The sequence below is a fragment of the Bradyrhizobium algeriense genome (assembly GCF_036924595.1).
GTDB lineage: Bacteria > Pseudomonadota > Alphaproteobacteria > Rhizobiales > Xanthobacteraceae > Bradyrhizobium > Bradyrhizobium algeriense.
In genome coordinates, this window is record NZ_JAZHRV010000001.1 from 5856404 (window position 1) to 5868912 (window position 12509).

Below are 12509 nucleotides of genomic sequence, written 5' to 3' on the forward strand. Positions count from 1 at the left end.
CCTGCGTTCAGGCAAAATGCTTGTCGCACGGTCTTCGCTTCACTAGAACCGACTGTGGTTATGGGTCCCTGCGCCCGTGCGCAATTGCGCACCAGGCAGGGACGACGGCAGCATTTGTGGTGACACCTTGAACACCAACGCACTTGAAAACCTCAACGGCACCATCGCGCTCGCCGGCGCGGGCAAGATGGGCGGCGCGATGCTGACCGGCTGGCTGGCCGGCGGCCTCGACGCAAGCCGCGTCATCGTCGTCGAGCCCTTCCCGTCCGACGACATCAAGGCGCTCGCCGCCAAGGGCGTCCGTCTCAATCCGAACGACGCCGGCACCGCCGATACGCTGGTGGTCGCGGTGAAGCCGCAGATGTTCCGCGAAGCGGGGCCGGCGCTGAAGAAGCTCGTCGGATCGGACACGCTGGTCGTCTCGATCATGGCGGGCACGCCCATCGCCGCGCTGGAACAGGTCTGCGGCGGCATGGTGGTTCGCGCCATGCCGAACACGCCAGCCGCGATCGGCCGCGGCATCACGGTTGCGGTCGCGGCGAAGAATGTCAGCGCCGCGCAGCGCGCCACCGCCGATGCGCTGCTGCGCGCCACCGGCTCGGTCGAATGGGTCGACGATGAAGGCCTGATGGACGCGGTGACCGCTGTCTCCGGCTCCGGCCCGGCCTATGTGTTCCTGCTCGCCGAAGAACTGGCGCGCGCCGGTGTCGAGGCCGGCCTGCCGGCGGATCTCGCCACAAAACTCGCGCGCGAAACCGTCGCCGGCTCCGGCGAATTGCTGCATCGCTCGGAACAGGATTCCGCGACGCTGCGCCAGAACGTCACCTCGCCCGGCGGCACCACGGCGGCCGCGCTGGAAGTGCTGATGGGCCAGGACGGAATGCAGCCGCTGATGATCCGCGCCATCGCCGCGGCGACGAAGCGATCGAAGGAACTGGCGAAGTAGAAGGTGCGTAGGGGGCGGGCAAAGCGCAAGCGTGCCCACCATCGCGAGCACCGTGCTAAATGGTGGGCACGCTTCGCTTTGCCCACCCTACGGCTCCGAGCAAGCAGCTACTTCGCACCCAGCCGCTTGGTAAACATCTCGACATTGACGAGGCCGCGGGCGTGGCGGCCGTCGCCGATCTTGCGCTCGCCCTCGAAGGCTTCGACCTCGAAGCGGATCACGCGGCGCTCCACTGCAGTGACTTTTCCCGTGACGCGCACCACAGCCCCGACCAGCGACGCGCCGAGATGGCGGATATCGACCTCGGTCCCGACCGTGATCCAGCCCGGCTGAAGATGGGCCCTGATGGCGTCGCTCGATGCCATCTCCATTTCCAAAATCATCATCGGCGTCGCATAGACCATCGGCATATCAGGCACGAAATGCCCGACCGTCCGCTCGGTCGGCACGACCAGCGTCCGCTCGGCGCTCATACCGATCTTGATGAAGTCGCGTGCGTCCATGCTCGCTTTCAATGATCGCTGTCATTCCGGGATGGTGCGTTAGCACCAGACCCGGAATCTCGAGATTCCGGGCTCGATGCTTCGCATCGCCCCGGAATGACGGTGGAAATTACTTCTTCGCAGCAGCAGCCGCCCGTTCCACAAACGTCTTGCCGCCCTTCATCTTGTGGGCCAGCGGCGCTTCGTTGATCTGGATCACCACCGCATCGGCATCGACGCCGAGATTCTTGACCAGCGCCTGGGTGATGTCGCGCATCATGCCGGCCTTCTGTTCGTCGGTGCGGCCGGCGGCCATGCTCACGGTAATCTCAGGCATTCTCGTCTCCTCGTTGCTTTTCTTTCGTCATGGCCGGGCTTGTCCCGGCCATCCACGATCTCTTCTATCAAACAAGACGTGGAAGCCCGGCACAAGGCCGGGCATGACGTCTGGAATGAATGGCTATCCCCACTTCACGTCATGGCGCGCCAGCACTTCGCGCACCTTTGCGACGATCTCGTCCTCACCGCAGGAAAACTGCGCGGGACGGGTCTCGCGCCATTCCTGGTTGGAGGCGATGGCCGCAGCGGCTTTCGCACCCTCGATCAGGTCCTTGATCTGAATTTCGCCGCGCGCCTTTTCATCCGAGCCCTGGATGATCACGCACGGCGAGTTGCGGCGGTCGGCATATTTGAGCTGGTTGCCCATGTTCTTGGGATTGCCGAGATAGAGCTCGGCGCGGATGTTCGCGTTGCGAAGCTGCGCCACCATTTTCTGATAGTCGGCGACACGATCACGATCGAACACGGTGACGACGACCGGCCCGAAGTCGGGCCGGGTGTCGAGCTTGCCGAGCATCGTCAGCGCGGCCTGCAGCCGCGACACGCCGATGGAAAATCCCGTCGCCGGCACCGGCTCGCCGCGGAAGCGCGAGACGAGGCCATCATAACGGCCACCGCCGCCAACTGAGCCAAAGCGAACAGGGCGGCCTTTTTCGTCTTTGGTTTCGAGCGTGAGTTCGGCCTCGTAAACAGGTCCGGTGTAATATTCGAGGCCGCGGACGACGGAAGGATCGATAACGATCTGATCCGGCCCATAGCCCGATGCCGAAACGAGATTGCTGATCGCGTCGAGTTCGTCGCGACCTTCCTGTCCGATCTTGCTGTCGCGCAGCCGCGCGTCAATCTGAGCGCCCTGTTCGATCGCACTGACGACCAGGGCAATGTCTTCCGCCTTGAGGCCCGCGCCCTTGGTGAAATCACCTGACTCGTCTTTGCGGCCATCACCCAGCAATTGCTGTACGCCGAAAATGCCGAGCCGATCGAGCTTGTCGATCGCGCGCATCACGGTCAGCCATTGTCCGTCATCGGCGATGCCGAGCGCATCGCGCACCCCATCGAGCACCTTGCGGTTATTCACCTTCACCAGATAACTGCCACGCGGAATGCCGAGCGCTTCCATCGTATCCGCCGCCATCATGCACATCTCGGCGTCCGCCGCGGGCGAGGCTGAGCCCACCGTATCCGCGTCGAACTGCATGAACTGACGAAAACGGCCCGGGCCCGGCTTCTCGTTGCGATAGACATAGCCCGCACGATAGGAGCGATACGGCTTCGGCAGCGCGTCGAAATTTTCCGCCACGTAACGCGCCAGCGGCGCGGTCAGGTCGTAGCGCAGCGAGATCCACTGCTCGTCGTCGTCCTGGAACGAGAACACACCCTCGTTCGGCCGGTCCTGGTCGGGCAGGAACTTTCCGAGCGCGTCGGTGAACTCCATCGCCGGCGTTTCCACCGGCTCAAAGCCGTAGCGCTCGTAGACTTCGCGGATTTTCTCGACCATCTGGCGCGTGGCGGCAATCGCCGCCGGACCACGATCTTCCAGCCCGCGCGGCAAGCGGGCGCGGAGCTTCTGGGGTTTTTTGGGTTTTTCAGCCATGGGCGGCGTTGGTACCAGCATGTGCCTGACGGGGAAAGCCGCTTTTGGCACCGCCACCGGCAAAACTAGGGTGATCCCACGCACCTACCCCACCGGGCGGGTTTTGACCAGAATGTCTTGTTTGGCCTTGGGCCTTAAGGGGTTTCCATCCGCGCGCGAAGCGCGTCGGCGTCGGCCTTCGGCATTGCTTTCAGCAGCGGCTTGATGGTCTCGCCACCGACGATCTTGCCGTTCCGCGTGAACATCCAGTCCGAGATGTCGGCCTCCTTGAACTCGGTCGCGTCACCTGCCTTCTTGCCGGGCAGATCGCGCGGCGCGTTGGCGAACCTTCCCGAATAGCGGCCGTCCGCGATCTTCTTCACCTCGGCGATCCAGATGTGCTCGCCATTATTCCTCGGATTCGGAAAACGCACCTTGAGGGAATGACCGGTCTCCGACGATTTTGGCGCGTCGTAGGAGGCCCAGAACGTCGGCAGCGTGGCCCGCCCCTTTGCGATCGCGGCATTCATCTCCGCGTTGCCGGAGCTAAGGTCGATCACCGGGGAACGGTCCTGGGCCATGACGGCCCCTGTCGGGGAGCCGAAAGCCGCGAGGGCCGCCGCAACGGCAGCCGCCACGACGCATTTGGAGCATATTGAGAGGGCTGAGGTCATTGTCACCATTTCACGCACCGAATTCTATCCGCAATCCGGGGAGTTGGTCGCACAAAGCCGCAGAAGAGTTCACGATCCAGGAACCACACTTTGCGCGCCGAATTATTGTAGGTCTCCAAAGGAGAGATCTATGAGGAAGCTTATCACCGTAACCGCTCTTGCGCTCCTGTGCGGCTCGGCCTTTGCCCAGAACACCGGCCCCGCTCCGCAGACCGGCATGGAGAAGCCCGGAACGACGAGCGGCGCCAAGCCAGATGGTTCGATGGACACCACCGGCATGAGCGCAACCAAGGGCAATATCAAAAGGGACAAGGACGGTGCACCGGCCCCGAAGGACGAGAAGAAGTAAGCCGTTCGCTAACGCGGCGAGCGCATTAAGCTATACGTCGATGAGAATTTAGATGCATCAAGGCGTCAAGCTTCACAGGTTCGCCGGTATCTTGCCAGAACAGTTTTTGACTGAGGCTGCCCGCCACTATGAGGCGGTGGTGACCACCGACCAGCGTACCGTCTTTCGTTGCCTTGGCGATGATCTCGCCGTCCTCGTTCACGATGTTTCTCATGTGCCCTCCGTGTTGCTCTTGTCCGCCCGTTTCCTGAGCGCTCCAAGATCGTGGCCATGATGGCTTCGCATTTCGCCTGAAAACCTGCTCGCTCCGATCAGCTTGTGCAGCGGCGTCGCGGATGCTGCTGTCGGCCGGGAATGCTTCGTCAATCTTCGGCATCACCAACGCGGCCCGACCAGCCGAGTTCCTCTATCCAGTTCGACGACCATCATCCCAAGGCAATGCCGGTGGGGAGAGGGGAAGAGAGATCCGCCGGGGGAAGAAGCCGGGCCTTAGGCGGCCGTGGCCTTGCCCTTGGGCTGCACGTCGGCGGTGTAGTCGGCCATCAACTGCTCGGAGATATTGCCGGGCGTGAACTTCCAATTCGCTATCTCGGAGACCGGCGTCACTTCGGCCGCGGTGCCGGTGATGAAGCACTCGGTGAAGCCGTCGAGTTCCTCCGGCATGATGCGGCGTTCGATCACCTCGATGCCGCGGCGCCTGGCGAGGTCGATCGCGGTGGCGCGGGTGATGCCGGCGAGGAAGCAGTCGGCAATCGGCGTGTGGATCTTGCCGTCCTTGATGAAGAAGATGTTGGCGCCGGTGCATTCGGCGACCCGCCCCTGCCAGTCCAGCATCATGGCATCGGCATAACCCTGGCGCTCCGCCTTGTGCTTACTGATGGTGCAGATCATGTAGAGACCGGACGCCTTGGCCATCGCCGGAATCGTCGCCGGATCGGGCCGCCGGTATTCGGCCATGCCGATCCGGATGCCCTTCAGCTTCTCGGCCGGATCGAAATAGCTCGGCCAGTTCCAGGCGGCGACGGCGAGATGGATGGTGTTGGTCGGCGCCAAGACACCCATCATCTCCGAGCCGCGCCAGGCGATCGGGCGGAGATAGGCGTCGGGCAGATTGTTCTTGTCGATCACGAGTTGCTTGGCGGCGTCGATCTCGGCGACCGACCAGGGAATCTCGAAATCGAGGATGCTGGCCGAGTTCTTCAGCCGCTCGGAATGCTCCGTGCTTTTGAAGACCCTGCCGCCATAGGCGCGCTCGCCTTCAAACACGCAGCTCGCATAATGCAGGCCATGGGTGAGAATGTGCACGTTGGCGTCGGCCCACGGCACCAGCCTGCCGTCGTACCAGATGACGCCATCGATCTTGTCGAACGAAACTCCCATGGGCTCTCTCCCGGATTGGCGCTGCTTCAATTGGCCGCACATCCGACCTCGCGCGGCTCAACGAGACGCGCGCACCCCGGCGCTCAAGTGATCTGTCGCGGAAGCGGCGGAATAATTCCGCCGCCGGTCACAGGACCTTTCTGATCCAGTCGTGCGGGTCTTCAGCGCGACCGTACTGGATGTCGACCAGTTTCTTGCGCAGCCCCATGGCGACGGGGCCAGCCGCGCCGCCAGAGATCAGAAACTCGCCGCTCGCCGAACACACCTTGCCGATCGGCGAGATGACGGCCGCCGTGCCGCAGGCAAAGGCCTCTTTCAGCTTTCCGCTGGCGGCATCCGCGCGCCACTGCTCGATCGTGTAGAGCTCCTCGCGGACGGGCGTGCCGGCATCCTTCGCCAGCGCGATGATCGAATCGCGGGTAATGCCCGGCAGGATGGTGCCGAGCGGCGGCGTCAGCAGCGAGCCGTCGTCGAACACGAAGAAGACGTTCATGCCGCCGAGTTCCTCGATGTAGCGGCGCTCGACCGCATCGAGGAAAACCACCTGATCGCAGCCGTGCTCGATGGCCTCGGCCTGTGCGCGCAAGCTCGCGGCGTAATTGCCGCCGCATTTGACGGCGCCGGTGCCGCCGATCGCGGCGCGCGTGTAGTTCTCCGACACCCAGATCGACACCGGCGCGGGTCCGCCCTTGAAATAGGAACCGACCGGCGAGGCGATAACGGCGAAGATGTATTCCGCGGACGGCTTCACGCCGAGGAAGACCTCGCTCGCGATCATGAAGGGCCGCAAATAGAGACTGCCCTCACCGCCCGGGATCCAGGCACTGTCGATGCGCACGACCTGCTCGACCGCTTCGATGAACAGAGCCTCTGGCACCGGCGCCATGGCCATGCGCTCAGCCGAGTTCCGGAAGCGCCTGGCATTGGCTTCGGGGCGGAACAGGTTCACGCCGTTGTCGCGCTTGTAGGCCTTGAGGCCTTCGAAAATCTCCTGCGCGTAGTGCAGGATGGCTGTGGCCGGATCGAGCGAGAAATTCGCGCGGGCTTCGACGCGCGCGTCATGCCAGCCCTTGGCCTGGTTGTAGCGGACGATCGCCATGTGATCGGTGAAAATCCGGCCGAAGCCCGGGTCCGCGAGCTTTGCCGTGCGCTCGTTCTCCGGCGTCGGATTCGCCGTCGGCTGGATTTCGAATTTCAAACTCATTCCCTTGCCCTTGCTTTCCGCTGCCGGAATCGGCGCGATTCTGGCGCCGGCCGGCCTCTCCGGGCCCGCTGGCTCAATAGGTCTGGACGTCACAGGCCTGGGCTTCACCCATCACCAGCCTTGCGGCCGGCTTCCGTCGCCGTCATGTCGGTTGAGGACATGCTTTTGCGGGATGACGAAGTCCAGTATGTTTGCCGAAATGCCGCTCGACAATCGCACGGTAGTTCTAGTTCAATTTGCGGCCGTTGCCGCCATTGCTGGCTTTTTCCGGCTGCCTGACACGTCGCCAAGTTCGAAGCGACTTAAAGTTTCGTCGTGGCTGGTAGTTTTGTAACATTGAACCCAAGATATGTCAACATGACTGACATAAATTTCTCAAAGGGCCCGGCCACCCCCGATTCGCAAGGCGCCGCCGGCACGTCCCCTGCCCAGCGGGCGGGCGAAATGCGCTGGGACATCATCGAATTGTTGTTCTTTGCCTACCGCGACTTCGTCGGCGATGCCGACCATGAGCTCGAGGCTTTCGGGTTCGGCCGCGCCCATCACCGGGTGATGCATTTCGTCTACCGCTATCCCGGCCTCAAGGTCGCCGACCTGCTGGACGTGTTGCGGATCACCAAGCAATCGCTTGGCCGGGTGCTCAAGCAGTTGCTCGACGAGGACTACATCATCCAGAAGACCGGCAATAACGACCGCCGGCAGCGCCTTCTTTACGCCACCCCCAAGGGCGAAGCCTTGGTGGCAAAGCTCGCAGGGCTGCAGACCGATCGGATCACCCGCGCGCTCCGGGACATCAATCCCGAAGGCGTCGCTGTTATCAGCCAGTTCCTGCGCGCGATGATCGATCGCGAAGACCCCGACAAGGTGCTCGAAGCGATCTTCGGGACCGGCAAGAAGCCAAGGGAGTGATCGTGGCGCAAGGAGCAACCATCGCTACAGCCACCGCGCGCGCAACGCAGCAAATGGCCGACGACGCCCCGCATCTGCTGCTGGTCGACGACGACCGTCGTATCCGCGATCTTTTGTCGCGGTTTCTGTCCGGCGAGGGTTATCGCGTCACGACAGCGTCGAGCGCGAACGACGCCCGCGCCAAGCTGCTCGGCCTGCATTTCGATCTGTTGATCCTCGACGTCATGATGCCCGGCGAAACCGGCTTCGAGCTGGCGCGGTTCATTCGCACCTCCTCCTCGGTGCCGATCATCATGCTGACGGCGCGCCATGAAGCGGAGGCGCGGATCGAGGGCTTGCAGATCGGCGCCGACGACTATGTCGCCAAACCGTTCGAGCCGCGAGAGCTGGTCTTAAGGATCGGCAACATCCTCAAGCGCAGCGCGCCTCCGCCGGTGGAGGCGCTGGAGCAGATCGCGTTCGGCCCTTACGTCTATCATCTCGACCGCGGCGAACTGCGACAGGGCGAGGAGATCATTCACCTGACCGATCGCGAGCGCGAAATGCTGCGAATTCTGGCTGCGAGCCCCGGCGAAACCGTGCCGCGTGCGGCGCTGACGGGGGGCGATACGGTGAACGAGCGCGCGGTCGACGTGCAGATCAACCGCCTTCGGCGCAAGATCGAGCGCGATCCCGCTAATCCGCTGTTCCTGCAGGCGGTGCGCGGCATCGGCTATCGCCTGGTTGCGTCGCCCTGAGCCGATTTTCATGAGTACGCTCGACACCGGCCTGACCCTGATTCGCAACGCATCGCAACGCGTCTCCGCGGTCAATGGCTGGATGGGCAACGCGTTCAAGGGCTGGATGCCGACCGGCCTCTATGCGCGCGCGCTTCTGATCATGATCGTGCCGATGGTGATGCTGCAGACGGTGGTCGCCTTCGTGTTCATGGAGCGGCACTGGAACACGGTGACAAGGCATTTATCGGCCGCCGTGGTGCAGGATATCGCGGGCCTGATCGACATCTATAAGACTTATCCGCAGGACAAGGATCGCACGCAACTCAAGCGCATCGCGCAGGAGCGGCTCGGGCTCGTGGTCGATTTCCTCCCGCCAGGCGACATGCCCACGCCGGGGCCAAAGCCGTTCTTCTCGCTGCTCGACCAGTCGCTCTCGGGGCAGATCAGCCGCCAGATCAGCCGTCCGTTCTGGATCGACACCGTCGGCAAGTCCAACCTGGTCGAGATCCGCATCCAGCTCGACGACGCGGTGATGCGGGTGTTCGCGCAGCGAAGCAGGGCCTACGCCTCCAATTCGGAGATCTTCATCTTCTGGATGCTGGGCACCTCCTCGATCCTGCTGATCGTCGCGGTGCTGTTCCTGCGCAACCAGATCCGGCCGATCCTGCGGTTGGCAGAGGCCGCCGAAAGCTTCGGCAAGGGGCGCGAGGCGCCGAATTTCCGTCCGCGCGGCGCGCGCGAGGTGCGGCAGGCGGCGCAGGCCTTCCTGGAGATGAAGGCGCGCGTCGAGCGTTCGATCGATCAGCGCACCGCCATGCTGGCCGGCGTCAGCCACGACCTGCGCACCATCCTGACCCGCTTCAAGCTCGAACTGGCATTGATCGGCGACAGCCCCGAAGTCGACGGCATGCGCAAGGATGTCGACGAAATGGCCGGCATGCTGGAGGCCTATCTCTCCTTTGCGCGCGGCGACAGCGGCGAGATCGCGCAGCCGACCGACATGGCGAAGGCGCTGGAAGAGTTGCGCAGCGACGCCGAGCGCCACGGCCATACTGCGACGGTGACGTTCCACGGCCTGCCCGTGGTGACGGTGAAGCCGGCATCGTTCAAGCGCTGCATCGCCAACCTCGTCTCCAACGCCGCGCGCCACGCCAACACGGTTTCGATCACCGGCCACCGCGATCACCGCTATCTGACGGTGACGGTCGACGATGACGGCCCCGGTATTCCCGCCAATATGCGCGAGGAAGTGTTCAAGCCGTTCCTGCGGCTCGACGATGCCCGCAACCAGGACGAGGGCGGCACCGGCCTGGGGCTGGCCATCGCCCGCGACATCGCCCGCTCGCATGGCGGCGACATCACGCTCAGCGACAGCCCGATGGGCGGATTGAGAGCGGCGGTAAGGGTGCCGGTGTAGACGCGTTGATCAGTAGCTCGTTGGCTCGTTACTTCGCCGGCTGTTTCGGGATCAGCGCCTTCAGCTTTTGCATGTCGTTGATATTCATCTTCATGCCGCCCGGCATCATGATGTCGCCGGGCTTCTGATCGCTTTTGCAGGCGCCGATCCACTTCGCCTCGATCGTCGAGGAGCTGTCGCGCGGGGCGCCGCCCATCCCCCCCTCGGTGTGCGAGCTCGTTTTCACGGTGTAGGCAGAATTGAAATCGCCGTTGATCTCGGCCTTTGATTTGATCGTCATGCCGGCGACGCCGCAGACCGAATCGGTGACATAGCCGGTCGCCGTCTTCTGGATGTCCTGCTTCGAGCAGATCTCCTTGGCCACCGGCGACATGGCGGTGCTCATGTCCTTGTCCGTTGTCTCGTCGGTGCATTGCTGCATGGTCATCTCGGGCACCGAGCCGCCACTCAGCACCTTCATCTCCCACAGACCGGCCTTGCGCACCGGCAGCTCGACGGCGAGCGCGCCGTTCACCGGCAACAGGGCCAGCAGGCCAAGCGCCGAACAAGTTACAAGAAGCAGTCGTCTCATGCCTGTGCTCCCACCTGAATTCTTCCACGATATCGTGCGCGCGAGTGAACACACGCTTCGCGTGGCAAAAACATGTCCAGCCGGGGAAAGCTAGCGGGATCGCGCTCAGTAAAGCGTGCGCAGCGGCCGCTCGGCCGCGCCGTAGGGCACCCAGCGGCAGGCAAAGGAAACATAGCCGCCGTAATTGGGTTGCACGCCGAGGAATTTCACCACCTTGCCGTAGCGGGCGCAGTGGTCAACGGCGAGCTGACGGGCGTCGGCCTGCATCGCGAGCGGATAGGCGATGATGCCGCCGGTGTCATTGCCCTTGAACGGCGGCACCGTGTCGATGTCGAACCACTGCGCCTGCGCCGGCGCCCCCGCCAGCATTCCGCCCATGACGACCAGGCACATGGCAATCAGGCTCGCGGCCAGAATTCTTCGCATCGCAGACTCCATTTCGCTCGAAGCCCACCATAGTGTGCGCCGGTGGCCGTGAAAAGAATGGTTGCAGCACGAGGCGGAGTTCGCCGCCAGGTGTTGCCGCGCTGCACTTGACCTCGTCAGGGCTTCGCGGCACCGTCTCTCACGTTGATTTACCGGCGGATTCCCCATGCGCAACCTGTTCACATCCTTGAGAGCACTCGGCCCCATCACGGCGGCGGTCGCCCTGCTGGTCTCCAGCCCTGCCGCCCAGGCCGCCAACCCGCTGGAGCTGAATTTCGGGCTGTTCGGCCCCAGCTATGACGGCCGCGTCGCCGAATGCGAGCGGGCGCTGTCGACGATCGCGGCGCGATTCCAGGAGAAAGAGGGCAAGTTCTGGAATTCGGCGCTGACGATCACCGGTTTCGGCCGAATCCACGAAACCGCGTTCCGGCCTTGGCAGTCCGATAACATTCCGCGCCGCTATTGCAGCGGTGACGTGATGCTGAGCGACGGCAAGATGCGCACCGTGCACTACTCGATCATTGAGGATGGCGGCTTTGCCGGCTTCGGCCAGGGCGTCGAATGGTGCGTGACCGGACTTGATCGCAACTGGGCCTATAGCCCCGGCTGCCGGGCCGCACGGCCCTGATTCCCTGGTCCGCGCCGATTGAACAGAGCCTTCGGCGGCTGACGTTCGCGATCATTTAATTTTGTTCTTGAAATGTTCCGCCTCCCTGCTAGGCTCCCGGTAGTCGAGTAGAGGGGCGTTCGATGCACCGATTTGTCGTTATTTCGCGGTTTCTGATTTCGCTGGCGCTTGTTGTCGTCTTTGCCGGAATGGCGTCCGCGCAGGACCGCCGGCAGAACGCCCCGGGCGAGTTCGATTTTTATGTCCTTGCCCTTTCGTGGTCGCCCTCGTTCTGCGAGGCGGCCGCCGAGCGTGGCAATAGCGGGCGCTCACAGGTCCAGTGCGAACGGCCCTATTCCTTCGTGGTTCACGGCCTGTGGCCGCAATATGAGCGCGGCTTTCCCGAATATTGCCAGCGGCCTTCGCCGCGGCTCGATCGCAACATCATGACCTCGATGCTGGACCTGATGCCGGCGCCCGGCCTGATCTTCAACGAGTGGGACAAGCACGGCACCTGTTCGGGCCTTGGCGCGCGGGCCTATTTCGAGAGCATCCGCAAGGCGCGCGCGGCGGTGAAGATCCCCGAGGAATTCCTGCAATTGTCGGAGCAGAAAACCATCGCTCCGGGCGATCTCGAGGCGGCCTTCATCAAGATCAACCCGGGCTTGAGCAGTTCGGCGATTTCGGTGACGTGTTCCGGGAAGCGCCTCAGCGAAGTACGGGTCTGCCTGAGCAAGGACATGCAATTCCGCGCCTGCGAGGAAACCGACCGCCGCGCCTGCCGCCGCGACGAAGTAGTAATGCCGCCGGTGCGGGGCGGCTGAAGATCCTCTTCCGCGATGCCAAGGCCAAGGCATGGCGGCCCGTCCTGCGCAGACTACCCAGAGTTGTCTGCGTTCCCGGTCATCCACGG

The 12509-nt window shown here is 63.4% G+C and carries 16 protein-coding genes; 7 read left to right on the plus strand and 9 right to left on the minus strand.

Features of this window, described 5'->3' with window-relative positions:
- Positions 1-127: 127 nt before the first annotated feature.
- Complete coding sequence (proC, locus tag V1286_RS28260; RefSeq protein WP_334485175.1) at positions 128-946, plus strand: pyrroline-5-carboxylate reductase; 819 nt, start codon at positions 128-130, stop codon at positions 944-946.
- A 107-nt stretch (positions 947-1053) separates the two neighbouring features.
- On the opposite strand, the gene V1286_RS28265 is transcribed toward proC, so the two are convergent.
- The 4 genes from V1286_RS28265 to V1286_RS28280 form a co-directional block, all read right to left on the minus strand.
- Positions 1054-1449 (minus strand): thioesterase family protein, encoded by a 396-nt coding sequence (locus V1286_RS28265; RefSeq protein ID WP_334485177.1) that lies wholly within the window; start codon positions 1447-1449, stop codon positions 1054-1056.
- A gap of 109 nt (positions 1450-1558) precedes the next feature.
- Positions 1559-1765, minus strand: a complete 207-nt coding sequence (locus tag V1286_RS28270) for a tautomerase family protein (protein ID WP_171581580.1) — start codon at positions 1763-1765, stop codon at positions 1559-1561.
- Positions 1766-1888: 123 nt separating this feature from the next.
- Positions 1889-3382: a histidine--tRNA ligase gene (hisS, locus tag V1286_RS28275; RefSeq protein ID WP_417021286.1), complete on the minus strand. Its 1494-nt coding sequence runs from the start codon at positions 3380-3382 to the stop codon at positions 1889-1891.
- A gap of 113 nt (positions 3383-3495) precedes the next feature.
- Entirely contained in the window at positions 3496-3921 is a 426-nt protein-coding gene (locus tag V1286_RS28280) for a YegJ family protein (RefSeq protein WP_417021191.1), read from the minus strand.
- Between the two features lie 223 nt (positions 3922-4144).
- Between V1286_RS28280 and V1286_RS28285 the strand changes: the two genes are divergently transcribed.
- A complete protein-coding gene (locus V1286_RS28285; RefSeq protein ID WP_334485185.1) occupies positions 4145-4363 on the plus strand; it encodes a hypothetical protein in 219 nt (72 codons plus the stop codon).
- Positions 4364-4388: 25 nt separating this feature from the next.
- Here V1286_RS28285 and V1286_RS28290 read toward each other — a convergent pair whose 3' ends face one another.
- The 3 genes from V1286_RS28290 to V1286_RS28300 form a co-directional block, all read right to left on the minus strand.
- On the minus strand, positions 4389-4739 hold the full coding sequence (locus V1286_RS28290; RefSeq protein WP_334485187.1) for a hypothetical protein: 351 nt from the start codon (positions 4737-4739) through the stop codon (positions 4389-4391).
- 113 nt (positions 4740-4852) lie between these two features.
- Positions 4853-5743: a branched-chain amino acid aminotransferase gene (locus V1286_RS28295; RefSeq protein ID WP_334485189.1), complete on the minus strand. Its 891-nt coding sequence runs from the start codon at positions 5741-5743 to the stop codon at positions 4853-4855.
- Positions 5744-5870: 127 nt separating this feature from the next.
- Positions 5871-6947 carry a branched-chain amino acid aminotransferase gene (locus V1286_RS28300; protein WP_334485191.1) on the minus strand — a complete coding sequence of 359 codons (1077 nt, stop codon included), beginning with the start codon at positions 6945-6947 and terminating at the stop codon, positions 5871-5873.
- A 357-nt stretch (positions 6948-7304) separates the two neighbouring features.
- Here V1286_RS28300 and V1286_RS28305 point away from each other — a divergent pair, with 357 nt between their 5' ends.
- From V1286_RS28305 to V1286_RS28315, 3 genes are read left to right on the plus strand one after another with little or no spacing between them, the layout of a single operon-like run.
- On the plus strand, positions 7305-7856 hold the full coding sequence (locus V1286_RS28305) for a MarR family winged helix-turn-helix transcriptional regulator (RefSeq protein WP_108522044.1): 552 nt from the start codon (positions 7305-7307) through the stop codon (positions 7854-7856).
- A 53-nt stretch (positions 7857-7909) separates the two neighbouring features.
- Positions 7910-8593 (plus strand): response regulator transcription factor, encoded by a 684-nt coding sequence (locus tag V1286_RS28310; protein ID WP_334489962.1) that lies wholly within the window; start codon positions 7910-7912, stop codon positions 8591-8593.
- Positions 8594-8603: 10 nt separating this feature from the next.
- Positions 8604-9992, plus strand: a complete 1389-nt coding sequence (locus V1286_RS28315) for an ATP-binding protein (RefSeq protein WP_334485193.1) — start codon at positions 8604-8606, stop codon at positions 9990-9992.
- A 28-nt stretch (positions 9993-10020) separates the two neighbouring features.
- Here V1286_RS28315 and V1286_RS28320 read toward each other — a convergent pair whose 3' ends face one another.
- Positions 10021-10563: a DUF3617 domain-containing protein gene (locus V1286_RS28320; RefSeq protein WP_334485194.1), complete on the minus strand. Its 543-nt coding sequence runs from the start codon at positions 10561-10563 to the stop codon at positions 10021-10023.
- 105 nt (positions 10564-10668) lie between these two features.
- On the minus strand, positions 10669-10989 hold the full coding sequence (locus tag V1286_RS28325; RefSeq protein WP_334485196.1) for a hypothetical protein: 321 nt from the start codon (positions 10987-10989) through the stop codon (positions 10669-10671).
- Between the two features lie 166 nt (positions 10990-11155).
- Between V1286_RS28325 and V1286_RS28330 the strand changes: the two genes are divergently transcribed.
- Together V1286_RS28330 and V1286_RS28335 are read left to right on the plus strand one after the other, a co-directional pair.
- Positions 11156-11617, plus strand: a complete 462-nt coding sequence (locus tag V1286_RS28330) for a hypothetical protein (protein ID WP_334485198.1) — start codon at positions 11156-11158, stop codon at positions 11615-11617.
- 122 nt (positions 11618-11739) lie between these two features.
- Positions 11740-12420, plus strand: a complete 681-nt coding sequence (locus V1286_RS28335; protein ID WP_334485200.1) for a ribonuclease T2 — start codon at positions 11740-11742, stop codon at positions 12418-12420.
- Positions 12421-12509: the final 89 nt, after the last annotated feature.

Bases quoted from the DNA above. Each gene is read 5' to 3' on its own strand.
- V1286_RS28265 (WP_334485177.1), bottom strand. From the start codon at position 1,449: ATGGACGCACGCGACTTCATCAAGATCGGTATGAGCGCCGAGCGGACG.
- V1286_RS28270 (WP_171581580.1), bottom strand. From the start codon at position 1,765: ATGCCTGAGATTACCGTGAGCATGGCCGCCGGCCGCACCGACGAACAG.
- hisS (WP_417021286.1), bottom strand. From the start codon at position 3,382: ATGCTGGTACCAACGCCGCCCATGGCTGAAAAACCCAAAAAACCCCAG.
- V1286_RS28280 (WP_417021191.1), bottom strand. From the start codon at position 3,921: ATGGCCCAGGACCGTTCCCCGGTGATCGACCTTAGCTCCGGCAACGCG.
- V1286_RS28285 (WP_334485185.1), top strand. From the start codon at position 4,145: ATGAGGAAGCTTATCACCGTAACCGCTCTTGCGCTCCTGTGCGGCTCG.
- V1286_RS28290 (WP_334485187.1), bottom strand. From the start codon at position 4,739: ATGCCGAAGATTGACGAAGCATTCCCGGCCGACAGCAGCATCCGCGAC.
- V1286_RS28295 (WP_334485189.1), bottom strand. From the start codon at position 5,743: ATGGGAGTTTCGTTCGACAAGATCGATGGCGTCATCTGGTACGACGGC.
- V1286_RS28300 (WP_334485191.1), bottom strand. From the start codon at position 6,947: ATGAGTTTGAAATTCGAAATCCAGCCGACGGCGAATCCGACGCCGGAG.
- V1286_RS28305 (WP_108522044.1), top strand. From the start codon at position 7,305: ATGACTGACATAAATTTCTCAAAGGGCCCGGCCACCCCCGATTCGCAA.
- V1286_RS28310 (WP_334489962.1), top strand. From the start codon at position 7,910: ATGGCCGACGACGCCCCGCATCTGCTGCTGGTCGACGACGACCGTCGT.
- V1286_RS28315 (WP_334485193.1), top strand. From the start codon at position 8,604: ATGAGTACGCTCGACACCGGCCTGACCCTGATTCGCAACGCATCGCAA.
- V1286_RS28320 (WP_334485194.1), bottom strand. From the start codon at position 10,563: ATGAGACGACTGCTTCTTGTAACTTGTTCGGCGCTTGGCCTGCTGGCC.
- V1286_RS28325 (WP_334485196.1), bottom strand. From the start codon at position 10,989: ATGCGAAGAATTCTGGCCGCGAGCCTGATTGCCATGTGCCTGGTCGTC.
- V1286_RS28330 (WP_334485198.1), top strand. From the start codon at position 11,156: ATGCGCAACCTGTTCACATCCTTGAGAGCACTCGGCCCCATCACGGCG.
- V1286_RS28335 (WP_334485200.1), top strand. From the start codon at position 11,740: ATGCACCGATTTGTCGTTATTTCGCGGTTTCTGATTTCGCTGGCGCTT.